We start from the raw sequence: 24,426 nt of genomic DNA, 5'->3' as shown, positions 1-24,426 counted from the left end.
AAGAAGAAGCTGACACTGTTCGCGGCTGATATTGCCGGGGTGCTACCCTCTTATACCCTGATTTCTCAAGGGAAAATGATCTTGAGCCGCCTCTTGGTATTTTTGTATGCGCATTCAAACTATTTGAATGGATTTTCTGTTTTATTGATAATGATCTTGATGTATAATCCTCGGGATTCTTTCCATCCACTCAATACACTCGGATCGGTAACAGGTAATGCTGAGAATCGCCCAAGAAGCCCTCACTTTCGATGACGTCCTGCTTCTGCCCGGATATTCAGAAGTTCTCCCCAAAGATGTTTCTCTGACCACAAAACTGACTCGCGAAATCGAGCTGAAAATCCCCCTGATCTCGGCAGCCATGGATACCGTGACCGAGGCTCGTCTGGCCATTGCCATGGCTCAGGAGGGTGGGATTGGCATCATTCACAAGAATATGACTGTTGCTCAACAGGCCAATGAAGTTCGCAAGGTTAAAAAGCATGAAAGTGGTGTGGTCAAGGACCCTATTACGATTGACTCGGCAGCGTCGGTCAGAGATCTTCTTGAACTGACCGGTCGTCATAAGATATCCGGAGTTCCTGTCCTGGATGGCAGTGATCTGGTCGGTATTGTCACCAGCCGTGACGTTCGTTTTGTCTCCAATCTGGACAAGATTGTGGCTGATATCATGACCCCTAAAGAGAGACTGGTCACTGTGAAGGAAGGGACTGACCAGGAGGCCGTTCGCAAGCTGCTTCATAAACATCGTATCGAGAAAGTGCTGGTGGTTAATGAGGCGTTTAATCTGGTCGGTATGATGACCGTAAAAGATATCAAGAAAGCCCAGGACTACCCTAACGCCAGTAAAGATTCCCATGGTCAGCTGAGAGTGGGTGCGGCAGTTGGTACCGGACCTGAAACCCCGGAGCGAGTCGCTGCTCTGGTCGATGCTGGTGTTGACGTTGTGATCGTAGATACCGCTCACGGTCACTCCAAAGGGGTTATCGAGAGGGTTCGCTGGGTTAAGGAAACCTATCCACAGGTTCAGGTTGTTGGCGGTAATATTGCTACCGGTGCAGCAGCCAGGGCCCTGGCTGATGCAGGTGCCGATGGTGTGAAAGTGGGTATCGGTCCCGGCTCAATCTGTACTACTCGCATCGTGACCGGTATCGGTGTACCGCAGATTTCTGCGGTAGCCAACGTTGTGGCAGCCTTGGAAGGAACGGGTATTCCGGTGATTGCCGACGGCGGGATTCGCTTCTCCGGTGATCTGGCTAAAGCCATCGTAGCGGGTGCCAGTGCGGTCATGCTGGGAAGTATGCTGGCAGGTACCGAGGAAGCTCCCGGCGAAGTTGAACTGTATCAGGGCAGAAGTTACAAAGCCTATCGTGGCATGGGTTCCCTGGGTGCCATGGCTCAGGCTTCCGGCTCCAGTGATCGTTACTTCCAGAGTGCGGAAGCCGGTGCCGAGAAGCTGGTCCCTGAAGGTATTGAAGGTCGTGTACCCTACAAAGGGCCGCTGAATGCCATTGTTCACCAGATGGTAGGCGGTCTGCGTGCTGCAATGGGATACACCGGCTCGGCAGATATGAAGACCATGCGCACGGTGCCTGAGTTCGTTCGGGTGACCAATGCGGGTATGAAAGAGTCTCATGTCCATGATGTAACCATTACCAAAGAAGCACCCAATTACCGGGTGGGTTAATTTGATCATCCCTTGAACTGTTGGCTCTATCATCCGCAGTTTAACGAATGTCGTATCAGTAACAGGCCTTCATCCACCTCGAAGACCGCTTGTTGCTTGTCGTAGCAGTTATCTAATTTTGAGAAGACACATGTTAGAGGATATCCACGCCGAACGAATTCTGATTCTGGATTTTGGTTCCCAGTACACACAGCTGATCGCCCGTCGTGTACGTGAGATAGGCGTTTATTGTGAGCTGCATCCCTATGATATGGATGAGCAGGCTATTGTCGAGTTTGCCCCCAGGGCGGTGATTCTTTCCGGTGGGCCTGAATCCGTGACTGGTGATGCTTCGCCTCGCGCGCCGAAGACTGTTTTTGATCTGGGGGTTCCTGTGTTGGGTATCTGCTATGGCATGCAGACTATGGCAGGGCAGATGGGTGGCAAGGTATCGACCTCAAATCTGTGTGAGTTCGGTTATGCCAAAGTGAATCTGGAAAACAAGGTCAGACTGTTCGATGGCATTGAAGACCATGTGAATGAGCAGGGTCGTCTGAGTCTGGATGTCTGGATGAGCCACGGCGACAAGGTTTCCCAGCTGCCTGAAGGCTTTGTGGTAGCGGCTTCTACCGATTCCTGTCCTTTTGCAGCCATAGCTTGTGAAGAGAAGCAATACTATGGTGTCCAGTTTCACCCCGAAGTGACTCACACCAAACAGGGCGGTCGCATCCTGGAACGTTTTGTCATTGATATTGCCGGCTGCCAAAAGCTTTGGACTCCGGGACAAATTATTGAGGATGCCATTGCCCGCGTTCGGGAACAGGTGGGTGATAAAACCGTACTGCTGGGTCTTTCTGGCGGTGTGGATTCCAGTGTTGTGGCAGCGCTGTTGCACAAGGCTATCGGTGATCAGCTGGTTTGTGTCTTTGTCGATAATGGTCTGCTGCGTCTGAATGAAGGTGATCAGGTGATGGCCATGTTCGCTGAGAACATGGGGGTACGTGTTATTCGCGCTGATGCTGAAGAGCTTTTTCTGGACAAGCTAAGAGGTGTTCAGGACCCTGAGGCCAAGCGAAAAATTATCGGTAACACCTTTATTGAAGTCTTTGATCAGCAGGCTGCTGCCTTGGATAATGTCCAGTTCCTGGCTCAGGGCACTATCTATCCTGATGTAATCGAATCAGCAGGCGCCAAGTCTGGCAAGGCCCATGTCATCAAGTCACACCACAATGTGGGTGGTTTACCTGAAGATATGGCGATGGAGCTGGTTGAGCCTCTGCGTGAACTGTTCAAGGATGAGGTGCGCAAGATTGGTCTTGAGCTTGGACTGCCCTATGACATGGTTTATCGTCACCCATTCCCCGGCCCGGGTCTGGGCGTAAGGGTACTGGCAGAGGTCAGGAAAGAGTACTGCGATATTCTCCGTGAGGCAGATGCCATTTTTATTGAAGAACTGCATAAAGCCGACTGGTATCACAAGACCAGTCAGGCCTTTGCTGTCTTCCTGCCGGTTAAATCCGTAGGTGTGGTTGGTGACGGTCGCCGTTACGAGTATGTGGTGGCTTTACGCGCGGTAGAAACCATCGACTTTATGACGGCTCGTTGGGCCCACCTGCCTTATGAACTGTTGGAGAAGGTTTCCAGCCGGATCATCAACGAGATAGAGCATGTTTCCCGGGTGACTTACGACGTATCCAGCAAGCCACCTGCGACGATTGAGTGGGAATAGCATCGGATTGACCGGTTAAGTGAAATGGAGCGGCTTGTCGAAGGATGAGCCGTTTTTTTTGAGTTGTTCTCACGCTCCACAGGGGGCCGAAAAACTCTGGTTTTCACACTAAGTGTGTTATGCGAAACTGAGTCGGCAAGTAAGCTGTTACATGGCCAAATCAAACATTTGAGTAAATTGCAGAACCAAGAATATGAAAAAAATTGCAGTACTTTCTGATATTCATAGCAATGTATGGGCTCTGGAAGCCATTCTCTTGGATGCAAAACGCAAAGGCGTTGATGGCCTTATAAATCTTGGAGATATTTTATATGGCCCATTGGCTCCAAGAGAAACTTATGATCTTCTCCAAACAGAAGAAGTAATAACGATTCGAGGGAATCAGGACCGTCAAATTTATCAGGCTACAGAATCAGAGATCTCTTCAAATCCAACAATGCAGTTTATCTTATCCGAATTGGGTAAAGAGCCACTCCAATGGATGAGGGGATTACCAGAAGCAAAATCTCTGGATAATGATGTTTTCATCTGTCACGGCACTCCAGACAATGACCTGGTCTACATGCTTGAGGATGTTGCTCAAGGTTATGCCAGAGTGAGATCAGATACAGAAATCCTGGGATTACTGGCAGGGGTCAAAGAATCATTGATTTTATGTGGTCATACCCACATTCCACGCTCTGTGCAGCTCAGTAACGGCCAGCTTGTTGTAAACCCCGGAAGCGTCGGATTACCCGCCTATTTTGATGATGAGCCAATTCCCCACAAAATGGAAAACTATTCCAATTTGGCTTCGTACTGCATTGTTGAAAGTACTTCATCTGGTTGGCAAGTTGAACATATGAGAATTCCATATAAATATGAGAATGCTGTTCAGGCAGCAAAGCAGAGAAATCGCTTGGACTGGGCGATAGCCCTGGAGAGTGGAAGGGCTGTCATATAGATATTATGAATCCCGGTGAATTGTGTCTGGTCCCCAGGCTGGAGCCTGGGAACCGAAGAAATCATAGGGTAGGGCATTCTCATAAGCAGCATCGGAAGTAGCTAAACAGAGCTTTCAAAAGATTCCTTACTATGGCTCGTTCCCACGCTCCAGCGTGGGAATGCATATCAGACTGACAGTTCACTCGGAATTAAATATGGGTAGAAGTCGATACAAATTTACGGAGCCAGACCAACCTCATTTTATGACAATAACCGTTTTGCACTGGATCTCAGTTTTTACCAGACCTGAGACTGTCGCCATACTTCTCGACTCAATGAGGTACATGATGAGTCAGGGGATGAAAATACACGCTTATGTGATTCTTGAAAACCATCTTCACCTTCTAGCTCAAAGCCAAGAGCTGGATAGAGACATAGCAAAATTCAAAGCATATACAGCCAGACAACTGCTCAAATGGTTGACAGAGCGGAATGTAACAACATTACTGGATCAGCTGGCTTTCTACAAAAAAGCACACAAGGGCGACAGGGCCTATCAATTCTGGCAGGAAGGTGTACATCCTGAGTTAATCCAGAGTGAAAGCATGATGAAACAGAAAGTTGAATATATTCATCAAAACCCGGTGAAAAGAGGTTATGTCGATAGGGCGGAGTACTGGCGTTATTCCAGCGCAAGTAATTACGTCGGCGTTGAAGGTTTGTTGGAGGTGGATCGGTTATGGTGAGTCAGGTATGCATTCCCACGCTGGAGCGTGGGAACGAGTCATGCAAAAGCCATGATTAAACACTGGTGTGTGGGAACCAGAGAAATTGTCTTAGTCATCAAGCAAAGGCAGCGACCTGGATTTTGTCCATATCCCTGTTGCGCCAGAGGTCGTAGTTAACCTGCATATTCAGCCACAGCTTTGGAGAGGTATTGCAAGCCTTAGCTAATTTGTAAGCCATCTCTACACTGACATTTGATCTCTGGTTAACGAGCTCAGACAGGGTTTTACGCGCAACTCCCAGATGCTTGGCAGCCTCCGTTACGCTGATATTCAGTGGCTCCAGATAAGATTCTTTGAGAACCTTGCCGGGGTGCACTGGGTTGAACATAATGAATTACTCCCCTGTGATAATCGCTGTGACCTTGCAGTAATTTAATGTTTGTCAAACCCAAGAGCATCGGATGAGATGAGAACCTGAAGAATCTGTTTCCATTAAGAGCAGAACTTCACTAACTATATCTCACAATTGTCAATCATCCAGCGATGTGCATAATTACCGCCCATCAGCAGGAGTGACGTGGCAGGATGATGTCGCTACACTTCTGCCTGTGATCCTCTTAATAAACACCATAAGCCGGGTTCGTTTCAGGTTACAGAGCCTGTAAGAGAGCGGTTATGAGTGAAAGGGTGTTTCTCTGCAAATGGCAGAGGAATTTCCCACAATAATCAGCCTTGATCTCTGGAATCCATGGATCAAGACTAAAAGTAGAGGCGCACCGTTTATCAGTAATCCGTAGCAGGGTGACTCCGTATGTCCTGGATTGACCAGGACAGAGAGCCGGATGAAAGGAAAAGGTGCCGAAGCAGAGTCGTCGTCAAACTCATCTGCTGGTGGTACATCGAAGAGGTGTATCACTGTCACAGTTTTTACTGTGGAGCGCTACTGGACAATCGTTTCTGAAGGACTTTGCCCAAAAGGCAGGTTGCTCAGCAACAGGCAGATACGGGATCTATCCGGTCGTATTCTGCTTCAATCCATTGCCCTCCTGATCCTGTCTCGTGAATTAAGCTTAAAGTCGGCAGTCATGAATATTCTGCCCTCCGGACGTGTTCACCCAAAAGATCAGTATTTATGGAATTACTCAGTTACAGCACATCATCCTTGTCATTAGTCGCTCCGGCAGTGGCTATTATCCTGGCGATTCTGACTCGTCACGTCCTGTTTTCTCTTGGCGCAGGTATCCTTGCCGGTACGCTGCTGCTGACTGACTTCAGCGCCGGCAGAACGTTTTCTTACCTGCTTAACAGTTTTGCCGGGATATTTTGGGATAATGGTCTCAATACAGGCACTGTCTTTATTCTGTTCTTTCTGGTGATACTTGGCATCATTACCACTCTGATAGATGTTTCTGGTGGCGCCAGAGCCTTTGGTGACTGGGCTCGTCAGAGAGTAAAATCCCGGCAGGGATCACAACTGGTGACTGTGCTGCTGGGTATCATTATCTTTATTGATGATTACTTCAATGCACTGGCCGTTGGCAATATTGGTCGTCCCATGACAGATCGTCAGGGTGTCTCCAGAGCCAAGCTGGCTTACCTGATTGACTCAACGGCGGCACCGGTCTGTGTCATTACACCTGTCTCCAGCTGGGGTGCCTACATCATTGCCCTGATTGGCACTATTCTGGTGGCCCATGAAGTGACCGATGTCACTGCTATTGGTGCTTTTGTCAGTATGGTGCCGATGAACCTCTACGCTGTCTTTGCTCTGGCACTGGTGTTTTGTACTGCGGCCATGGATTTAAACATCGGTCCTATGCGGACCCATGAGCGCCGTGCTCGAGCCGGTGAACTGTATGACAGCCGAAAGGGGACACCTCCGGGATCTTCTGAGGCCATCAGTAGCAGTGAAAAAGGAACAGTTGCCGATCTTGTGATTCCTGTTCTCTCTCTCGTGATCGCGACGACCGCTTCCCTGATTGCTACGGGCGCTTCTGCGCTTCAGGAAGCCGGTACGCCATTCTCTATTCTGGGCGCTTTTGAAAACACCAATGTGGTCAATTCGCTTATCTATGGTGGTCTTGCTGGCCTTCTGGTCACGGCGATCAGAATGCTCAGCCATAATCTGGATGCCTCCACCTGGGGTAAGGCGATTGTGGAAGGTACGCGCTCCATGCTGCCTGCCATTTACATTCTGGTGCTGGCCTGGGTGCTGGTGGATATCATCAGCTCTCTGGAAACCGGCAAGTACCTGGCTCACCTGGTCAGCAGCTCGAAGATTGATACTGGCTATTTACCTCTGATCCTGTTTGTGGTCTCCGGCGCTATGGCTTTCTCAACCGGCACCAGCTGGGGCACTTTCGGCATCATGTTGCCCATAGCGGGAGATATGGCTGCAGCAGCAGATATTGCCATGATTCTGCCGATGTTGGCCGCTGTTCTGGCCGGTGCGGTGTTTGGCGATCACTGCTCACCGATTTCCGATACTACGATTCTGTCGTCTACAGGGGCCTCCTGTCACCACATTGATCATGTCATGACTCAGCTTCCTTATGCCCTCAGTATTGCTGTTGTGGCTATGCTGGGCTATCTGGTGATGGGGCTGACGGATTCTTCAATCATGGGCTTTCTTGCTTCCGGAGCCGGTTTTATTTTGCTTGTGCTTGTCTTTCGCAAGATGTCCCCCGGGCAGATGGCCAAATCTGAAGATCACCTGTTGGCAGAATAAGCTCAGACGGTATTTACAAGTTATAATCCCGGGAGATTTTTTCCGCTACCTGCCGAAACAGTATTTCATAGTAAACTGTAATTAATACCCCATCAGAAGGCATGGATGCCTTCACCCGGAGCAGGGAAGCTATGAGTTTCGACAATCTTATGAAAGCCGTTGCCCGCAATAATCAGCTGGGTGAACTGGACTTTCGCGATAACCGCTATTACCTCACCATCGACAGCCGCATTGAGTTCACCTGTTTTCAGGCCAATGGGCGATTCTTTATCCATGGCGTCATTGCCCAGCTGCCACCTGGTGAAAAAGATCGGGAAAATATCCTCCGAAATCTGATGACCAAAACTGTGGGTCTGGCGACTACCCAGCGGGTTATTTTGTCCATAGAGCCTGAGAAAGATGCGTTAGCTTTACATTACTCCCGCCCGCTTCAGGGGATGGATGACAACCTCCTTGAGGAAGCTCTGGCTGAGTTTGCCAATAACTTTGAGTATTACCTCAAAGAAGTCGGTCAGGAGCAGACTGTTATGCCGACCATGCCAACGATGATCATGCCATGATGGATCCGGTTTCTAATCATTCTTTATTCGGTTGTCTTGTCACCTGGGCAGAGAACTCAATCGATGGGTATAACGGACTCCGTAAGGCCAATGAAGCCTTTTTGAAGGCGGTGATTCGATACAGCCGTTTTAACGAACTGCATCTGTTTCTTCATGAAGGGCAGATTCCTGCTTTCAGGCAAGACTGGAAAGAATACCTGCACCAGTACGGGGCGGGTAAAAATATCAATATTCTGCCGGTTCATGACCTGCCTTCCTGTTTTCAGAGGCATGCTTATAGCGTTTTTCATTGCGGCGATCCCTACATATCAGACCTGGCCGCTCTGCGAGAAAGACATGCGTCCAGTATATTTCCTATCACTGGCAGGGCTCACAGTCTCAGTGATGATGCCCGTTTATCCCGGGTCAGGGATTTGATCTTCTCTCCCGTTAAACCTTGTGACTCCATCCTCTGTAGTTCCACAGCTCAGAAAACCGTGATGAAGCGTCTGATCTCTTCGGCCAGTGCCAGTGTCAGTGATACTGTGGGCAGGGCTGTTCCTTATCGTGGGCAGGTCAGTCTTATTCCGCTGGGTATTGAGCCGGCCAGACAAGAGGCTGTCCCTTCCAGAGAAGGTAATGTGCTTCAGATACTCTGTCTTGGCAGGCTATCAGCAGCCGATAAAATGGACCTTCATCCATTATTACTGGCATTGAATGATCTGTTTGAGGAAGGAACCGTTTCCCGGTTTCAGTTGGTGATTGCCGGGGCTGGTGATGCCTCCGGCGAATATGTTCGCTCATTACTGGCTCAGGCCTATGAGTTCAATCTTGAAGATTGTATTCGCTTTGAACTCTCCGTTGATGATGAGAAGCGGGAGCAGTTGCTGGCTGAAGCGGATGTGTTTGTTTCTCTTGCAGATAATGTTCAGGAGAGCTTTGGGCTGGCTCCGTTAGAAGCAATGAGGGCAGGTATTCCGGTGATTCTTTCAGACTGGAATGGCTATCGAGACTTGATTGTTTCCGGGCAGGAAGGTTTCCTGATCAAAACCACATCGGCTGACCATGATGATATTTCCCGCTCTCTCAGCCTTGTCAGCAAAACTCAGGCTCAGCTGATTCAGGCTCAGGGAGTCGCTGTAGATATAGAAGCGTTGAAAACAGCCTTGTCGACATTATTAATGGATGAATCTATCCGGAAAGAGATGTCCGGTGCGGCCATCCGGAGGGTGAATGAAACCTTCAGCTGGCCTTTGCTGATTGATCAGTATCACCGGCTGGTAGACGATTTGAGGCTGGAAGCATCAAGAATACGACATCATCAGGGTAGGGCAGTGGGTATGCCCTACCAGGACGTGTTTGGGCATTATGCGTCTGTGGCTCTGCAGGAAACGGACTTCCTTGTAGCCACCGACAGAGGTCTCCGGATTCTGTTGATGTCGGAGAGAGGTTTCTTTTTCAATCAGCTGAATCATCTCCTTGATAAAAACGAAATAAGAGAGGTGATCAGGAAACTGGTGACACCTCAAAGCGTCAGCAACATGCAGAAGCTGTTTCCTGAAAGGCAGACCTTATTATTTTTATTATCCTGGATGTTGAAGTATCAGCTGGTCTCTTTTTCCGATGAGGCAGAGGGGCGCAAGCCCTCTTTCCCCGGATTACCGGACTGGTTCAAGGTTGAAGATCCCTGCCCGGTGTGTGGCCTGGTCTTTCCCGAGCAGCTGAGATCCAAATGGATCAAGCCCGTTATCACTCAATACGTCCAACTCATTCAGAGTTATGTGAATGACATTGATAGTTCTGAAGAGGGTTCAGAAAGTAGCTTGATTCAATCCATTGCCCAGTCAGTCATTGAATGGATGGATGACAGGTTGCTGCAGGCTATTGGCTGGTTTGCAGAAGATCACACATTGACCAGCTACGGTGAAGTGCTAAAGCTACTGGAATCCAAAGGGATGGAGACACTGATTGAAGCCTATCCTCACTGGTATCGAAACATTCAGAAAGAGTTTTTCCAGCAAGTCAGAGTGATCCGTTCATTGCTGAGTCGGGTAAAGCAGGACTTGTCAGAGATCAATCATTACTTTTTTTCAGGGAGCCCTCAGCTTGGAGAGAGCCGTAAACTGGCTTCTGGTCTGATTTCTATTCGTCATTTGCAATCAGATGCTGGATCGCCCGTTTACCAGTTGGCGTTTAACAATGGTGAGCACCTGGTATACAAACTCAGGGATCTTGCCATTGACCAGTTATTACTGGGTGATAAGCGGAGCATGGCCCAGTCACTGAATGGCTGGTTGCAGGACTCGGAAGCTCTGGGTGTATTCAGGATATTGAATAAGTCTTCCTACGGTTATGTTGAGTTTATTGCTCCGGAAACTCTTTCTGAGTGTGATGATCCAGAAACTTACCATCGTCGCATGGGTGTGGCGGGCGGCTTCTGTCTTATGTCGGGTCTGGCAGATATTCACAGCAAAAATCTTCATATCAATGGTAACAAGCCTTACCTTATTGATGCTGAGACAGCACTTCACAGTGCTGTGATTATGCAATTGCAGGCAGAGTTGCAAAATCCCGAGCTGGGTTTTTTAAGAGGCATTCGGGATTCCAGCCTGGGCCAGACCGGTTTGATGAAAATCTGGGAAAATTTCCATACCTGTCAGACTCATTACCGTTCCGTCAAACTGGAAAATGGTGAGCTGGTGGCGGAACAACCGCAAAAAATCACTCCTTTTCTGGATCACCTGCTGATGGAAGAGGGTAGACACTCTCTGGATAATCGTCATCCGTCAGTGGCCTCTCAATATAGCAAAGCGTTTGTGGAAGGCTTTCGATGTTCAGTGTCTGCTATTTCTCAACATTCACAGCAGTGGTGTGATTACCTGAAGTCGATGGCAGGCTGTGAGGTGAGGTATCAGCCGCGCTGGAATCTCAATGAGGCTCGCAAACAGTTTCGTGACCTTCATGTCGCCAGAGAGTTGCAGGATATTTCCAGAGAGCGCCGCAGAGGTTATTTTCTGCGTCTGGCAAGGCGCATCACGCTGGCCGCCGAGGTCAGTCAGCGCTGGCTTGATGCTCCGTGGCAGGAGCCGGTCAGTGTTCTGGCTGAGTCGGTGACGGATGGGTGGCTGGCTCTGGAGCAGCGTGAATTTGTCAGAAAGCTTGGAGAGACCGGGGTATTTGTCCAGCGATACGATGGAACTTTGGATGAAATAAGTCGTCATTACTTTTCTGTAAATACCATAGAAAAACAGTCAGAGTTGATTGCCAGCCTGGCGGATCACAAGCTCAGGGATCGATTCCTGAATGCCTGTCAGCAGATGATTGAAGGTTGGTTTGAGCAACATATCAATGCGGGAGAAGGAATGCCTGAAGAGCTCAGGCATGGGGTTTTGGAAGCGTTGGCTGACAGGGAGAGAAAGACTTAACCCTTTCTGATGTTCTCCAATAGCTCTTTGGCCATGATGGTGGTCTCTTGGTCACCTTCTTTGTTGGCCGTGGTCAGGTAATCTTCACTTTCCTTATTTCTTCCTTCCATCATCAGAGCCATACCGATAAAGGCTTTAACCGTCGGGTTGTCAGGATCTTTTGGGATGGCTTCCTTATGAAGAATCTCGAGGGCTTCCTGATTCATCTTTTTATTAATGAAGGTCAAGGCAAAGCCCAGAGTAGGCAGGATGCTCTCAGGTCTGGCTTTCTCCAGAGCGCTGAAAATACCGAAAGCATGTTTTGACATACCCACGCTGGAGGCCATAAAGCCTACATCTGCCAGGGTTTTGATTATTTTTTCATCGGTCATGTTTCAGGCCTCTTGCTGTTTACCCGGCTTACAACTTCTGGATAATACTCTGGAGTGTGTCTTTGATGGATTTGATGATGCTGGATCTCAAACCCTCAATAATCATGTATTTATTGAACTCAACCTGAAACTCCACCATGTCTTTGGTATTGTTCGGGTCCATGCTCGATATTTTGCTTTTCAGGGCCTGATCAAGATTTTCGGCCGTTTTACCAAATACGTTCTGTACATGATCGAAGTTTAAATGGTTGGCTCTCTGCTCTGCCATGATCCCTCTCCCTGTCGGACGTAGCTGTCAGAAGGTGTTTAATCAGCGCGTTTCTTGTGATGAGTATTCCAGGTCTTGTCAACGACTTCAGCAGCGGCGATCAGGGCAGTGATCATCTTGTCGTTGATTTCAAACTCATCAGGAGAAAGCCCTTTGTCCCGTTCCGACTTCAGGCGCAAGGCTTCATCCACCAATTCCTTCAGAACCTGCTCCTTGAGCTCACCGTCAGTGTCCTGAATCAGGCGATCTTCGAGGTCGGAGAGATGGACTTTCTCATTGTCGGTTTGTGGGTCCTTCACTGTTGCCTCCAAGACGATATTTGATCCGATCTGTGCCTTTAGATAATAAAAGATAGTCAAGATTAATATCTTCAATTATATACCCGTTGGCCAGCTTTGCGCCGATCAGGTATTTGGCACCATCTTCCATGGTTACAAAGGGCACCCTTCCCATACTCACTGACCGAATCTTCAGAGAAGGGGCCAGTGGGGTGTTTAATACTTTGGCAGGTGCTCCAGCTGTTTTGGTAGCGAGTTTCAGCTGGGGCTGATTGCCATACTGTTTTCTGAATCGTGTGACCACATCGTTCAGGTTATATACTTGTTCATCGTCCAAGAGGTGGCCTTCTAAAGTGATTTGATTAGGTTTTTGTATCAAATGTATGCGGGGGCTCAGGCCTTTCTCCCTGAGCATGGACTTGAGCGTGTTAAGACGACCTGCCTGATTTTCTACCTGATCGACAATGGAAACCAGTCCGTGAACCTCCTGTTTCAGAGCGGCAGTGATTTTCTGAAGCTCTTCTGAGGAGGCAACATAACCGGTCATAACCAGTGAACCAGGCGAGTTATCCAGCTCCAGACTGAGAGACGTATGCCCCTGATTCTTTAAAAGCACATCGGCATTAGCCCTTAATTCACTCATGACCACCAGCTGTGAGCTGAAAGGAATCCCCTGCTCACGAAGTTCACGCTGGATTGTCTGTTTATCACTCATTGTCAGGGTGTAGCCAGAGATGAGGATGCTCTGGTCAGGAAGCTCTTTCAGTTTGATGTTTTTCTGGTTCAGTCGATTGCGGATCTCTTTGGCCTGATCAAGATGGCTTATTTCAGGAGGCGCTTCATCAGAGCCACCTGAAAGTAAAATAATAAGAAGCAGGAAAAGTGCAAATATGCCTGCCGGGATTCCTATCAGCCATTTCCGGTCAATATTTTTCAGGGGGTTCTCAAACTCCTCTGATTCGTCTTCAGCCTCTTCGTCATCTGCCAGAGAGTCGCCAATGTCATCCAGATCATTGTTCAGGTTATTGAGGTCATCACTGTCAAGCTCTTCATCCCCATCCTCCGTCAGGATGTCTGGAGCATCGGGGAATTCATCATCTTCATCTTGCTCAGAGCCTTTGTTCTGATGTTCTTCCGGTTCCGGGTCAGGTCTCTGAAGCTCTGGCAGTGGTTGATCGGGCCAATCCGCATCTACAGGACCCAGAGAAAAAAACAGTTGACTGGAGGTTATGATGTCAAAATGACTGGCGTTTAGCTCTGAGCCCCGGGGCAGGCCGTTACTATAGAGTAATCCGTCTTTAGACTGGCTGGATATTTTGATTTGACCCTGCGGGCTGATGTTTATTATAAGTTCCAGATCACTGAGTGATTCATCGGTCAGGACCAGATCAGACTGATCGCTTTTGCCCAGAGAGTAGCTTCCGGGTTCAAGTGGAATTTCAGCCCCCTGGTGATTGCCAGAGAGTATTTTAAGGTAAAACTCGATCATGGCCGTCTACCCGAAATGCTTTCCTTAGCTGATGGTTCTGCGTGGGCTAATGGTTATTTTCACTTTCCCAGAGCCTATCTCATTTCATCGTTCTTAAGTTTAAAAAATGAAATGGTTTTTTTGGGCTATCTTTCCCCTGATAAAGATTTTATAAACTTTGATTTTCAGGTGATTTAAATCCTAGGTTAAGTGAAACTACCTATCTTTTCCAGAGTTCTTTATTTGGTCTACATCTTCGAACAAAGTGCTGATAAGGTTAGTATCAACCACGAAAAGCTGGTAAAACTCCCTTAGCGGCTATATGAGTGCAGGTGCATTTTTAGCGTATTTACCCTACAAATGCACCAAAGCGGCTGTAAGAGCAAAGAGCCTATGGGGCTGGTAGTTGACGGTTGACGACAGAAGTCGGCCAGACCCAAAAGTGCGAACACTCTTATATAAATGGTGATGTATGCGGCAGCAGGCGAACGATCACTTGTGTGCGCCAGAAGTCGTCGCATGATAACAAGAAGAGAGCAGGTACTTATGGAAGCATCTTTCTGGAGCGATAAGCGTCCGGCTGGCGTTGCTGAAACTATTGATCCCGATCGCTACCCCAATCTTTTGGCGATTATAGAGGAGCTTCTTGAAAAAAATGCTTCCCGACCGGCATTTACAGGTATTGGGTATACTCTGACTTACGGTGATCTGGACCGCTACAGTCAGCAGTTTGCCAACTATCTTCGTGAGCACACATCCCTGAAGCCTGGTGACAGAATTGCCATCCAGATGCCGAATCTGCTTCAGTATCCTATAGCCGTCTACGGAGCCATCAGAGCAGGTCTTGTCATAGTTAATACCAACCCTCTTTACACCGATCGGGAAATGTTGCATCAGTTCAATGATTCCGGTGCCAAAGCTTTGGTGTTTATGGACAACTTTGGCCATCTGGTTGAAGAGGTTGTAGAAAAAACCGGCATTGAGCACCTGATTGTAACCCGCGTGGCCGACATGCTGCCATTTGCAAAACGTACCCTGATTAACTTTGCTGCAAAACATGTCAAGAAGATGGTGGAGCCTTTTAATCTGCCAAAGGCGGTGTCTTTCAGGGATGCACTGGCAAAAGGCGAAGCCTTTCAGGCTGTACCTCTTGAAAATCCTCCTGCACCTGAGGACCCTGCTGTTTTCCAGTACACGGGCGGAACCACAGGGGTTGCGAAGGGGGCGGTACTGACTCAACGCAACCTGATTGCCAATATGCTTCAGGCCGCGTCAGCTCTCTCACAGCTGGATGAAAGTGGTCAGCGGGTACAGCAGCTCGGCAATGAAATTCTCGTGGCGCCACTGCCTCTTTATCATATTTATGCGTTTACCGTGCATCTGCTCTGCATGCCGTATATGGGAAATCAGAATGTCCTGATTGCCAATCCCAGGGATACCAAAACCTTTATCAAATTTATTAAGCCCTGGCAGTTTACTGGCTTCATTGGTTTGAATACGCTGTTTGTCAGTTTGCTCAATCACCCAGACTTCAGGGGGTGCGATTTCAGTAAACTAAAACTTACCCTTTCCGGTGGTACGGCTTTGCAGAAAGAAACCGGAATTCGCTGGCGGAAATTTACCGGATGTTATGTCTCGGAAGCCTATGGTTTGACGGAGTGCTCTCCAGCAGTTTGCATGAATCCTTTTGGCGATACTGCCCAGCTGGGCACTGCCGGGCTGCCATTGCCCAGTACTGAACTGAAAGTGATTAATGATGGCGGCGAAGCTCAAGCCGTAGGAGAGAGGGGGGAACTGTGTGTGCGAGGACCCCAGGTCATGCAGGGGTACTGGAAAAGGGCAGAAGCCACTGCCGAGGTGCTGTCTGAGGATGGCTGGCTGAGAACCGGTGACGTGGCTGTCATTAAAGAAGACGGCTTTGTTGAAATTGTCGACAGAATCAAGGATATGATCCTGGTTTCCGGCTTTAACGTCTACCCTAACGAGATTGAGGATATAGTGGCCAGCTTTGACCGGGTAGAGAATTGTGCCGCCATCGGCATTCCTGATGACGTCACCGGAGAGAGAATCAAGTTGTTTGTGGTTCCTGCAGACGACGAATTGAAGAAAGAAGATGTGGTGGCTTATTGCAGGGATCATCTGACTGCATACAAAGTGCCCAAGGATATAGAATTCCGTCAGGAGCTACCCATGACACCGGTCGGAAAAATTCTGAGGAAAGATTTGCGTAAGGAAGAGCTGGAAAAAAACTCCTGATATCCATTCAGGTACTCATAAAAAAACCGGCTTTGCGCTGGTTTTTTTATGAGTACCTGAAAATATTTTGAGTAGATAGTTTATCAGGTACTTGTCTCAGCCTTGGATTCGTTGTCTTTATTCTCCGGAAAATACTGGCTGAGTACCTCTGGATCATTGCTAAGTGCATCGCAGGCTTCTGGTTGTGAAACAGGAGTGATGCTGGTCGAGTAGAGCTTCATGTTGCGGATACTGGCATCAAACCAGAACCAGTTTTTATTCTCCGAATAACACAAGGCTCTGGCCGTGTAGTTAACAGATGGTACCAGGGGGACTGCAGGGAAGCCATGTAGTTGTTTTTTGACAACTGTAGAGTTCAGGCAGGAGTAGGTAATATCGTTGTAGCGTCGTTCAAACCGGTTAAACGTCTGAGCGATCAGCTGTTCAGCCATTTTGTCTTGTCTCAGGCTCAACTGATAGAGAGCCAGTCCACATAAGAACAGAATGATTACGCTTTCCATAATGAGTACCTCAAGGCTTTATTAATAAGTGCAAGCGTCCTTACCTGCTTTTTCTAACCTCTTTTTCAATCAAACCATATATCCCTGGCTTAGGGAAGCTTATGATTGATTATGTAATTAGTGTTTTCGATGACTTTCAGATTTACTTGAGGCATCAGAAGATACGGCTTCAGAGTAAAGTGTTGATAGATTGACAATTTTTGTAGCGAATCTGGTATAACTTGGTCAGCGTTGGGTTGAAGTGAATTTTATCAATGCTGAAGGCCAGCCTGAATTTCATACCATTGTCATAAATGAGGGTGCATATGAGAAAAACAAATCCGTAAAAATTCCGGCAGACAGTGCAAGTGGCTCTACTGCTGAATTTGGCGCTATGTAATCAACATTAATCCTGCACCATTGGGTCAGATCCTGAGCTGCCTGATGCTTTGTATTTTACCAAGTAGTCAGGTAAAGATGGTTTATCTTTAGATGCGCTGTTGTAGAGTGTTTTGTCTGAATATTTTTCAGTCCAGGTAGCTTGCCTTTCCCATTTCAGTAATTGCCCATCGTCATCATATATACAATCAGACATCCTGAAAAGTCTGGTTGTTGCAACAAGATGGGGTCTGTAATCCGCGTAAAAAGACAAGGTTCCATATGCGTCGCACATTGGGTAATCTGTTATTAAATCATTATTATCTTCATAAGTGGCAAGAAAGCTGTTAGGCACCATGCCACTAATAGAAAGCGATCCTTCAAAAAAAAATATTTTATCAAAAGTACCGTCTCTACAAATCTTTCTATAGGGATGATAAAATGATTTGAACGGGACAGGTATATAATCTACATCAAAATAAGCCCCCATAGTTGGAATTTGCTTTTCATGAATATGTGATTCCCTCATCGCAGATTTTATATAAGAACTTCCTTTTGATAAAAGCACAGGTCTTAAGCCATCTATAACTTGACTGAACGCTAGTTCCTTGTTGAAAACCAATGTTTCAGAAATTCTGGATTTTCCTATATGCCAGTAAGTATATCTTTCCTCATCACCCCAGTTGATATTATCAATATCCAGGATCAATATATTTTTAATTCCATCAGATAAAATATTCCTTTGAAAATCTGAGAATGTGTTTTTTTCTTCTTTTCGATATAACATTGATGAGCTGTACCATAAAACAACTAATTTATCGTTATTGTGTTGAGCCCAGTCATAACATCTTTGTTTTACCGGGCAATCCGTTGTGTTTGGTAAAGCGAATGAGCTTTCATCTTTTTTAATCCAAATAAGAAAAATATATGATGTAAAGCAGCCTGATTTATCAGGAAAAGGATTTGTCTGGATTTTTTCTTGATTGTGTATTTCCCGAAATGGGTAGGATTTTTTGTTAAAATGCCCACTTCTTTCGATAGCATTAAAGATAGCTTCTGAATCCATATTTTTATCAATTTGTGCTTTTCGTATCATAGCTTCAATTAAAAAAACAAAGTCAGGCAGTTTAAAGTGAAGCTTGTTGTGATGAGATTCGGTTCCACGGAGATAGGTATACTGAAGTTCTTGAATTTCAGTATCAGTGAAACCTAAAGATGATGCCATTAACTGCCATTTGTTTCCGACAGAATACTTGATGAAATCAATGCAAGTATTACTCAAAGACAATTCAATTGAGCGATTGAACAAGCGGGTAGAGTGTTCGTGGTCTGGACAAAATGAAATATGTTTTTCTGTACAGTTTACTGTGCAAACAGGAATTCCATTCCACAATGGTTCATCTCTGTATGACCTGAGCAATGAGCTGTTCATGACTCCGACTTGAAAATCAGTTCCTTTTCCTATGCCATCCATATATCAAGACCCTTTAATCATTAGATATATGATTTAGACTCTGATCTCAAACCAAAGTTCATAAAGTGTGAGTTTTACTAACCACCTGGAAAGAACATAAAACACAAAATTCTACCTCAGAGCGCCTGCGGCGCAGCTGAAAGCCATTATGAGGTGTGGCTTACTGGGGAATACTTTTTCCGGACGAAAGAGGGCGCTGAGTTTTTTGAGTTCAGGCTTAACGAAATACACTGCTGTTCATGGCAGCTTAATGTCATAACATCCACTGTCTGGATGTTGTGCTCAGAGTGCCCAGTCTGCCAGCATCTGTTTGGCTATAGGACGGTAGGCGTCTTTACCGTATACCGCATCAATCAGAGCGAAGCTGAAATTCATGGCGCAGCCGGGCCCCTGAGCGGTAATTACCCGGTTTTTCTGATCGACGACCACCGGGCTTTCCGGTTGTGGCAGAGCCCCCTCCAGCTGATCAAAAAAAGTGGGGTAGCAGGTAGCACGCACATTATCGAGAAGTGAGTGATGAGCCAGAACAACAGCTGATGAGGCACAGATAGCGGCATACCAGCGTTGGGCTTTGTGTTGCCGGTGCAAAAGTTCCGTAAGGTGGGGGTTGTCTCTGAGGTTGGCTGCCCCGGGCATGCCCCCGGGCAGGGCTATCAGGTGGAAGTTTTTATTGAGAAATACTTCGATGTGGTCGTCGGCTATCAGCTTGATACCTCTGGATGCCTCAATTTCCAGGTTGCCATCGGAAGTGCAGGCAGCGACAGAGACCTGGGCTCCGGCCCTGCGAAGGGTATCGATAATAGTGACGGCTTCAATTTCCTCACAGCCATGAGCAACCGGAACGAGAATCTGCCTTGGCATAATGAAACCTCTATGGTTGAACCTTCGGAATGCAAGTATACAACCTGCTCTGAATCTGGCGGTTTTAGAACAGGCACTGCTGAGCCTGTCGAGCTGATTGAGACAATCGTCAGTTCCACAGATTCATAAGCCTAGTAGGGATGGTTAATAAAGCCAGAGAGTATGTTACAGAGTTTGTAAATCGGCATGATCACCAGGATCAGGTCAGTCAGGCCTGATTGAGCTGTTGGAGGAACGAAAACCCTGCGGAATAGCCTTTGTGGTAGTCGGAAACCAGTCTGGCACGGTCTCGCGTGCTTCTGGTTGAACTCAGGGAAGTATCCGGAGCAATTTCTGTAATGGATATACCATTACGTTTTAACTGATCAAAGCTGTCCAGAGTTTCGTTATAGATTGAGTACTGCTGGCGAATCAGCTCGGCCACTTCAGGTTGCTTTCGGAATTGCCAGGCCAGCAATCTATTGCTCGACGAAGCCTTCTTGCGATAATGGCTTTCGCGACTCCTCAACACAACTATGTGTTCATAGCCATCCTCGGCAGCTTTCATAACTGGCAGGGGGTCGGCAAGACTTCCATCTACATGATTTCTTTCATTAATGGTTATGGTACTACGATAAATCATGGGAAGTGCGCTGGAGGCCTTCAGAACTGTGAACAGTTGTTCCAGTTCAAAGTATTCATCGAACTTGTGGTAGATAGGGTAACCTGAACTTGCGCAGCTGGTAACAACCGTGAATGTTTTGTCTCGAAGATGGTTTCGAAACTTGTCAATATTCATGTGCTGTCTCTGGATGCGATCAAACAGCCAGTCGAGGTCAAACAGATTACCGCCTTTCATGTGGCGCTTGAGGCTGATGAAATGGGTTTCCAGACAGGCGCCTGTGTAGATGTCGAGGTTACGACCCCGTTGACCGGCAATAAAGGAAACCAGGTTGAGCGCACCGGCCGAAGCTCCATAGAAGCCATTGAACTGCCGATGGCGTTTGTCCATGAAGGCGTCCAGAATGCCGGCGGAGTATATACCACGCATTCCTCCGCCCTCAACGACAAGTGCCGTTTTTGTGAGTGAGCTGGCCTCTTTTTTCTGCATTGAGATCCCAAACAGTCACGAACGGAAGAGAAATCTTTTATCCCTGCCTGATGCAGGCATTAAAAGTTTTTTCTGCAAAAAAAATAAAGCCGGAAAATCCGGCTTGTATTTGGTAGCGGGAGCCGGATTCGAACCGACGACCTTCGGGTTATGAGCCCGACGAGCTACCAGGCTGCTCCATCCCGCATCGAAATCTGTGCAACAGTTGTCTGGTGGTCAACTGTCGTTGTAAGTTGGTAGCGGGAGCCGGATTCGAACCGACGACCTTCGGGTTATGAGCCCGACGAGCTACCAGGCTGCTCCATCCCGCACCGAAATCTGTGCAACAGTTGTCTGGTGGTCAACTGTCGTTGTAAGTTGGTAGCGGGAGCCGGATTCGAACCGACGACCTTCGGGTTATGAGCCCGACGAGCTACCAGGCTGCTCCATCCCGCACCGAAATCTGTCCGACAGTTTTCTGGTAATCAACTGTCGTTGTTGTTGGTAGCGGGGGCCGGATTCGAACCGACGACCTTCGGGTTATGAGCCCGACGAGCTACCAGGCTGCTCCACCCCGCATCAACGAGGAGCGCATAGTATGGACGATGATCCCTAAAGTCAATAAAAGATTAAAATGCTGCGGTTAATAACTATACCAAGGGTGAGACAAAGAGCTCCGGAATGCAGAGCTCTCTGTGGGTTTAAAATCTCAGTCCGGGAACAAGGTCAGCCCGCTAATGCGCGGTCCCTGATGAGCGTTTCGACAACAGAAGGATCTGCCAGTGTTGATGTATCTCCCAGATTTTCATAGTCCCCTGAGGCAATTTTGCGCAGGATTCGGCGCATAATCTTGCCGGATCGGGTTTTGGGGAGTCCCGGAGCCCACTGGATGATATCCGGTGAGGCTATAGGGCCGATTTCCTTGCGAACCCACTGTCTTAATTCACTCTGTAGCTCTTCTGAATACTCAGACTCGGCTATCAGTGTTACGTAGACGTATATTCCCTGCCCCTTGATATCGTGTGGGAAGCCAACAACAGCAGCTTCGGCAATATCATGATGAGAAACCAGAGCGGACTCAATTTCAGCAGTACCCATGCGGTGACCGGAGACATTGAGAACGTCATCAACACGCCCCGTGATCCAGTAATAGCCATCATCATCCCTGCGGGCGCCATCACCCGTGGTGTACATACCCTTAAAGCTGGAGAAGTAGGTTTGAACAAAGCGCTCATGATCATTAAAGACGGTCCGGGCTTGTCCGGGCCAGCTATCGAGAATAACCAGGTTACCTTCCTGTTCGCCTTCGAGAATACGACCATCGTTATCAACCAGGGCGGGTCTGATACCGAAGAATGGGCGAGTTGCAGAACCGGGTTTCAGATCGGTGGCGCCGGGGAGAGGTGTCAGCATGGCCCCTCCCGTTTCTGTCTGCCACCAGGTATCTACTATGGGGCAGTTTTCATTGCCGATGGTTTTGTAGTACCAGTTCCATGCCTCGGGGTTGATCGGTTCTCCTACAGTGCCCAGAAGTCTGAGACTGGAGCGATGAGTGTCTGCAACAGCCGCATCACCTTCAGCCATTAGCGCCCGTATTGCCGTGGGGGCGGTGTAAAGAATATTAACCTGATGTTTGTCGATGACCTTGCTGACTCTGTTGCAGGCCGGGTAGTTGGGTACACCTTCGTGCATAACCATGGTGGCGCCATTCAGAAGTGGGCCATAGGTGACATAGGTATGGCCTGTAATCCAGCCAATGTCAGCGTTACACCAGAATACTTCACCCTCCCGATAGTCAAAGACATACTGATGGGTCATGGATGCATAAACCAGATAACCGCCAGTGGTGTGAAGAATGCCTTTAGGTTTGCCCGTGGAGCCGGAAGTGTAGAGTATAAACAGTGGGTCTTCGGCGTTCATCGCTTCAGGCGTGCAGTGAGGTGAAGCCATGGTCGTCAGATCCTGCCAGCTCAGATCACGACCATCCTGCCAGTAAACCGTTTCACCGGTGTGTCGCAAAACAATGACCTTTTCAACGCTGGTCACTTCCGGGTTTTCGAGGGCTTGATCAACATTCTTTTTGAGAGGGACTTTCCGTCCACCCCGAATGCCTTCATCAGCGGTAATAACCAGCCTGGCGTTGGCGTCGATTATTCTTCCCGCCAGGGCTTCAGGAGAAAAACCACCGAAGATGACTGAGTGAATGGCGCCAATGCGTGAACAGGCCAGCATCGCCACTGTGGCCTCTATGACCATTGGCATGTATATGGCGACAACATCACCTTTACCAATGCCCTGACTCTTAAGCCCATTGGCTAACCGACAAACTTGTTCATGAAGCTCTCCGTATGTCACTTTTCTCGAGGCGTCACCTTCTTCATCCGGTTCCCAGATGATGGCAACCTGATCGGCTTTTTTGTTGAGGTGACGATCCAGACAGTTGAAAGAGGCGTTCGTGGTGCCGTCGAAGAACCATTTGATATCGACATTTTCATGATCGAACGACACCTTCCTGATCTGAGTGTATGGAGTGAACCAGTCGATTCTCTTGCCATGCTCTCGCCAAAACTTTTCGGGGCTGACGACTGATTGCTGGTACATCTCAAGATAACGTTTGTTATCTGCCAATGTATTCTCTCGTTGGACCTCAGTTACCGGGTACACACGCACTTCGTTCATAATGAATCCCTGGTTTATTTTAATTGTTCTTGTGATTGTTCTTCTGGCAGTGTATTGATACGGTGTTTGTAGTTTTTAGCATTGTGGTGTCTGAATGTCATCTTAAGGCGATACTTCCATAAAGAAATCAGACTTTGTCACCATAATTCTATTCTCATCGCTCACAGCGCCTGTATCCGTCAGGGCTATATTTGACCGTGAGTTGATTAAGCAGGAGGAGGGACAGCAGACGAGCCGTTGTCACCTGCGAAAGGCTGATCAATTTCCAGCTCGTTCATGGCAATCACAGCCTGGGTTCTGCTGCGAACGCCCAGTTTTTTGAAAATAGCTGTGATATGTGCCTTTATCGTGGCTTCTGATACTTCCAGTTCGTAGGCAATCTGTTTGTTCAACAGCCCTTCGCTAATCATGCCCAGAACTCTGAATTGTTGTGGCGTCAGTGTGGCGAGCTTTTCTTCCAGTTCGGACAGCTGTCCCTGTTCTGGCAGTTCGGGCAGCGATTCTGGCAGCCAGGTCTTCCCCTCAAGCACCTGAGACACGGCATTCTTCAGAACATCCAGAGGTGAGGATTTCGGGATAAAACCCTGAGCGCCATGATGCAGTGAGCGATGGATGATCTGGGCATCCTCGGAAGCGGAAACAATAACAACAGGGACCTGCGGATACTGTCCCCTGAGAAAGATCAGACCAGAAAGGCCATGAGCACCCGGCATGTTGAGATCAAGAAGGATCAAGTCAGGCGATGGCACCTGTTCAAGGATATTCTGCAGGGCTGCGATGGACCCGGCTTCATAAATTTCAGGATTTTCCAGCCCCTGACGCAGAGCTGCCTGTAATGCGGCCCTGAACAGAGGGTGGTCGTCTGCAATGATGATCTTGTATTCCATGGACTCAGAGTGCCAATTACCTGGTCAGTGGTGGAGGCCGACCGTTGTTATTGTTTTGAAGCCGGCCTTGACATCAAGTCCCGGCTGCGTCCTGAACAATGTTTCTATCGGCCGCAGTTGTTTGGATCTTTGGTTTTTGGAACCTGTCGGGATTTTCTCAAGAGTCTTTTCATTGGCATTCAGAAGACTGGATTCTTTATCCTGATCAAATTGCGTACT

At 47.9% G+C, this 24,426-nt stretch carries 19 protein-coding genes, 4 tRNA genes and 1 riboswitch; of the genes, 8 read left to right on the top strand and 15 right to left on the bottom strand.

The genetic code is table 11. The features are described from left to right. Positions 1-217: 217 nt before the first annotated feature. From guaB to ACO6V5_RS08800, 4 genes are all read left to right on the top strand, one after another. On the top strand, positions 218-1,687 hold the full coding sequence (guaB, locus tag ACO6V5_RS08815) for an IMP dehydrogenase (RefSeq protein WP_422133414.1): 1,470 nt from the start codon (positions 218-220) through the stop codon (positions 1,685-1,687). Positions 1,688-1,817: 130 nt separating this feature from the next. Then, positions 1,818-3,395: a glutamine-hydrolyzing GMP synthase gene (gene guaA, locus ACO6V5_RS08810; protein ID WP_422413700.1), complete on the top strand. Its 1,578-nt coding sequence runs from the start codon at positions 1,818-1,820 to the stop codon at positions 3,393-3,395. Between the two features lie 193 nt (positions 3,396-3,588). Beyond that, a complete protein-coding gene (locus tag ACO6V5_RS08805; protein ID WP_422413702.1) occupies positions 3,589-4,338 on the top strand; it encodes a metallophosphoesterase family protein in 750 nt (249 codons plus the stop codon). 160 nt (positions 4,339-4,498) lie between these two features. After that, positions 4,499-5,065: an REP-associated tyrosine transposase gene (locus ACO6V5_RS08800; protein ID WP_422492089.1), complete on the top strand. Its 567-nt coding sequence runs from the start codon at positions 4,499-4,501 to the stop codon at positions 5,063-5,065. 97 nt (positions 5,066-5,162) lie between these two features. Here the strand turns inward: ACO6V5_RS08800 and ACO6V5_RS08795 are convergent, their stop codons facing one another. After that, positions 5,163-5,435 carry a HigA family addiction module antitoxin gene (locus ACO6V5_RS08795; RefSeq protein ID WP_422413706.1) on the bottom strand — a complete coding sequence of 91 codons (273 nt, stop codon included), beginning with the start codon at positions 5,433-5,435 and terminating at the stop codon, positions 5,163-5,165. Between the two features lie 370 nt (positions 5,436-5,805). Then, positions 5,806-5,998: riboswitch (Lysine riboswitch) on the top strand. A gap of 181 nt (positions 5,999-6,179) precedes the next feature. On the opposite strand from ACO6V5_RS08795, the gene ACO6V5_RS08790 reads away from it, so the two are divergent. The 3 genes from ACO6V5_RS08790 to ACO6V5_RS08780 all read left to right on the top strand — a co-directional run bounded on the left by ACO6V5_RS08790 (position 6,180) and on the right by ACO6V5_RS08780 (position 11,739). Then, on the top strand, positions 6,180-7,775 hold the full coding sequence (locus tag ACO6V5_RS08790; protein WP_422413708.1) for a Na+/H+ antiporter NhaC family protein: 1,596 nt from the start codon (positions 6,180-6,182) through the stop codon (positions 7,773-7,775). 131 nt (positions 7,776-7,906) lie between these two features. Continuing rightward, entirely contained in the window at positions 7,907-8,335 is a 429-nt protein-coding gene (locus tag ACO6V5_RS08785) for a CesT family type III secretion system chaperone (RefSeq protein ID WP_422133420.1), read from the top strand. After that, a complete protein-coding gene (locus ACO6V5_RS08780) occupies positions 8,332-11,739 on the top strand; it encodes a DUF4135 domain-containing protein (protein ID WP_422442400.1) in 3,408 nt (1,135 codons plus the stop codon). Before ACO6V5_RS08785 ends, ACO6V5_RS08780 begins: the two co-directional genes overlap by 4 nt. Here ACO6V5_RS08780 and ACO6V5_RS08775 read toward each other — a convergent pair. Genes ACO6V5_RS08775 through sctD form a run of 4 tightly spaced genes read right to left on the bottom strand, consistent with a single transcriptional unit; the run spans position 11,736 to position 14,145 of the window. Further along, complete coding sequence (locus tag ACO6V5_RS08775; RefSeq protein ID WP_422133422.1) at positions 11,736-12,110, bottom strand: tetratricopeptide repeat protein; 375 nt, start codon at positions 12,108-12,110, stop codon at positions 11,736-11,738. The genes ACO6V5_RS08780 and ACO6V5_RS08775 overlap by 4 nt on opposite strands. A 28-nt stretch (positions 12,111-12,138) precedes the next feature. Next, positions 12,139-12,378, bottom strand: coding sequence for a type III secretion system needle filament subunit SctF (gene sctF, locus ACO6V5_RS08770; protein WP_422133423.1), 240 nt, complete (start codon positions 12,376-12,378; stop codon positions 12,139-12,141). Positions 12,379-12,416: 38 nt separating this feature from the next. Continuing rightward, positions 12,417-12,677, bottom strand: coding sequence for a hypothetical protein (locus ACO6V5_RS08765; protein ID WP_422133424.1), 261 nt, complete (start codon positions 12,675-12,677; stop codon positions 12,417-12,419). Beyond that, on the bottom strand, positions 12,652-14,145 hold the full coding sequence (sctD, locus tag ACO6V5_RS08760; protein ID WP_422137772.1) for a type III secretion system inner membrane ring subunit SctD: 1,494 nt from the start codon (positions 14,143-14,145) through the stop codon (positions 12,652-12,654). Before sctD ends, ACO6V5_RS08765 begins: the two co-directional genes overlap by 26 nt. 525 nt (positions 14,146-14,670) lie before the next feature. On the opposite strand from sctD, the gene ACO6V5_RS08755 reads away from it, so the two are divergent. Continuing rightward, on the top strand, positions 14,671-16,380 hold the full coding sequence (locus ACO6V5_RS08755) for an AMP-binding protein (protein ID WP_422413315.1): 1,710 nt from the start codon (positions 14,671-14,673) through the stop codon (positions 16,378-16,380). 83 nt (positions 16,381-16,463) lie between these two features. Here ACO6V5_RS08755 and ACO6V5_RS08750 read toward each other — a convergent pair whose 3' ends face one another. The 10 genes from ACO6V5_RS08750 to ACO6V5_RS08705 all read right to left on the bottom strand — a co-directional run bounded on the left by ACO6V5_RS08750 (position 16,464) and on the right by ACO6V5_RS08705 (position 24,207). Beyond that, positions 16,464-16,880, bottom strand: a complete 417-nt coding sequence (locus ACO6V5_RS08750; protein WP_422133427.1) for a hypothetical protein — start codon at positions 16,878-16,880, stop codon at positions 16,464-16,466. Between the two features lie 385 nt (positions 16,881-17,265). Next, positions 17,266-18,711: a hypothetical protein gene (locus ACO6V5_RS08745; protein WP_422413317.1), complete on the bottom strand. Its 1,446-nt coding sequence runs from the start codon at positions 18,709-18,711 to the stop codon at positions 17,266-17,268. 282 nt (positions 18,712-18,993) lie between these two features. Next, positions 18,994-19,572, bottom strand: coding sequence for a DJ-1 family glyoxalase III (locus ACO6V5_RS08740; RefSeq protein ID WP_422413319.1), 579 nt, complete (start codon positions 19,570-19,572; stop codon positions 18,994-18,996). Positions 19,573-19,780: 208 nt separating this feature from the next. Continuing rightward, positions 19,781-20,662, bottom strand: a complete 882-nt coding sequence (locus tag ACO6V5_RS08735) for a patatin-like phospholipase family protein (protein ID WP_422133430.1) — start codon at positions 20,660-20,662, stop codon at positions 19,781-19,783. A gap of 110 nt (positions 20,663-20,772) precedes the next feature. Next, positions 20,773-20,849 (bottom strand) — tRNA-Met (locus ACO6V5_RS08730). A 47-nt stretch (positions 20,850-20,896) separates the two neighbouring features. Further along, a tRNA-Met gene (locus tag ACO6V5_RS08725) sits at positions 20,897-20,973 on the bottom strand. A gap of 47 nt (positions 20,974-21,020) precedes the next feature. Next, positions 21,021-21,097, bottom strand: a tRNA-Met gene (locus tag ACO6V5_RS08720). A 46-nt stretch (positions 21,098-21,143) separates the two neighbouring features. Next, positions 21,144-21,220: transfer RNA gene (locus tag ACO6V5_RS08715), tRNA-Met, on the bottom strand. 147 nt (positions 21,221-21,367) lie between these two features. Continuing rightward, positions 21,368-23,320: an acetate--CoA ligase gene (acs, locus tag ACO6V5_RS08710; RefSeq protein WP_422412854.1), complete on the bottom strand. Its 1,953-nt coding sequence runs from the start codon at positions 23,318-23,320 to the stop codon at positions 21,368-21,370. 206 nt (positions 23,321-23,526) lie between these two features. Further along, positions 23,527-24,207 (bottom strand): response regulator transcription factor, encoded by a 681-nt coding sequence (locus ACO6V5_RS08705; protein WP_422412856.1) that lies wholly within the window; start codon positions 24,205-24,207, stop codon positions 23,527-23,529. Between the last annotated feature and the right edge of the window lie 219 nt (positions 24,208-24,426).

Source organism: Endozoicomonas sp. ALD068 (assembly GCF_049310145.1).
Taxonomy (GTDB): Bacteria; Pseudomonadota; Gammaproteobacteria; order Pseudomonadales; family Endozoicomonadaceae; genus Endozoicomonas_A.
This window is presented reverse-complemented; position numbering and strand designations above follow the sequence as displayed.

What these genes read in the sequence shown, in the direction of transcription:
- ACO6V5_RS08775 (WP_422133422.1), bottom strand. Translation starts at nt 12,110, where the DNA reads ATGACCGATGAAAAAATAATCAAAACCCTGGCAGATGTAGGCTTTATG.
- ACO6V5_RS08790 (WP_422413708.1), top strand. Translation starts at nt 6,180, where the DNA reads ATGGAATTACTCAGTTACAGCACATCATCCTTGTCATTAGTCGCTCCG.
- guaB (WP_422133414.1), top strand. Translation starts at nt 218, where the DNA reads ATGCTGAGAATCGCCCAAGAAGCCCTCACTTTCGATGACGTCCTGCTT.
- guaA (WP_422413700.1), top strand. Translation starts at nt 1,818, where the DNA reads ATGTTAGAGGATATCCACGCCGAACGAATTCTGATTCTGGATTTTGGT.
- ACO6V5_RS08795 (WP_422413706.1), bottom strand. Translation starts at nt 5,435, where the DNA reads ATGTTCAACCCAGTGCACCCCGGCAAGGTTCTCAAAGAATCTTATCTG.
- ACO6V5_RS08745 (WP_422413317.1), bottom strand. Translation starts at nt 18,711, where the DNA reads ATGGATGGCATAGGAAAAGGAACTGATTTTCAAGTCGGAGTCATGAAC.
- ACO6V5_RS08735 (WP_422133430.1), bottom strand. Translation starts at nt 20,662, where the DNA reads ATGCAGAAAAAAGAGGCCAGCTCACTCACAAAAACGGCACTTGTCGTT.
- ACO6V5_RS08805 (WP_422413702.1), top strand. Translation starts at nt 3,589, where the DNA reads ATGAAAAAAATTGCAGTACTTTCTGATATTCATAGCAATGTATGGGCT.
- ACO6V5_RS08750 (WP_422133427.1), bottom strand. Translation starts at nt 16,880, where the DNA reads ATGGAAAGCGTAATCATTCTGTTCTTATGTGGACTGGCTCTCTATCAG.
- ACO6V5_RS08785 (WP_422133420.1), top strand. Translation starts at nt 7,907, where the DNA reads ATGAGTTTCGACAATCTTATGAAAGCCGTTGCCCGCAATAATCAGCTG.
- ACO6V5_RS08755 (WP_422413315.1), top strand. Translation starts at nt 14,671, where the DNA reads ATGGAAGCATCTTTCTGGAGCGATAAGCGTCCGGCTGGCGTTGCTGAA.
- sctD (WP_422137772.1), bottom strand. Translation starts at nt 14,145, where the DNA reads ATGATCGAGTTTTACCTTAAAATACTCTCTGGCAATCACCAGGGGGCT.
- ACO6V5_RS08740 (WP_422413319.1), bottom strand. Translation starts at nt 19,572, where the DNA reads ATGCCAAGGCAGATTCTCGTTCCGGTTGCTCATGGCTGTGAGGAAATT.
- ACO6V5_RS08705 (WP_422412856.1), bottom strand. Translation starts at nt 24,207, where the DNA reads ATGGAATACAAGATCATCATTGCAGACGACCACCCTCTGTTCAGGGCC.
- acs (WP_422412854.1), bottom strand. Translation starts at nt 23,320, where the DNA reads ATGAACGAAGTGCGTGTGTACCCGGTAACTGAGGTCCAACGAGAGAAT.
- ACO6V5_RS08800 (WP_422492089.1), top strand. Translation starts at nt 4,499, where the DNA reads ATGCATATCAGACTGACAGTTCACTCGGAATTAAATATGGGTAGAAGT.
- ACO6V5_RS08780 (WP_422442400.1), top strand. Translation starts at nt 8,332, where the DNA reads ATGATGGATCCGGTTTCTAATCATTCTTTATTCGGTTGTCTTGTCACC.
- sctF (WP_422133423.1), bottom strand. Translation starts at nt 12,378, where the DNA reads ATGGCAGAGCAGAGAGCCAACCATTTAAACTTCGATCATGTACAGAAC.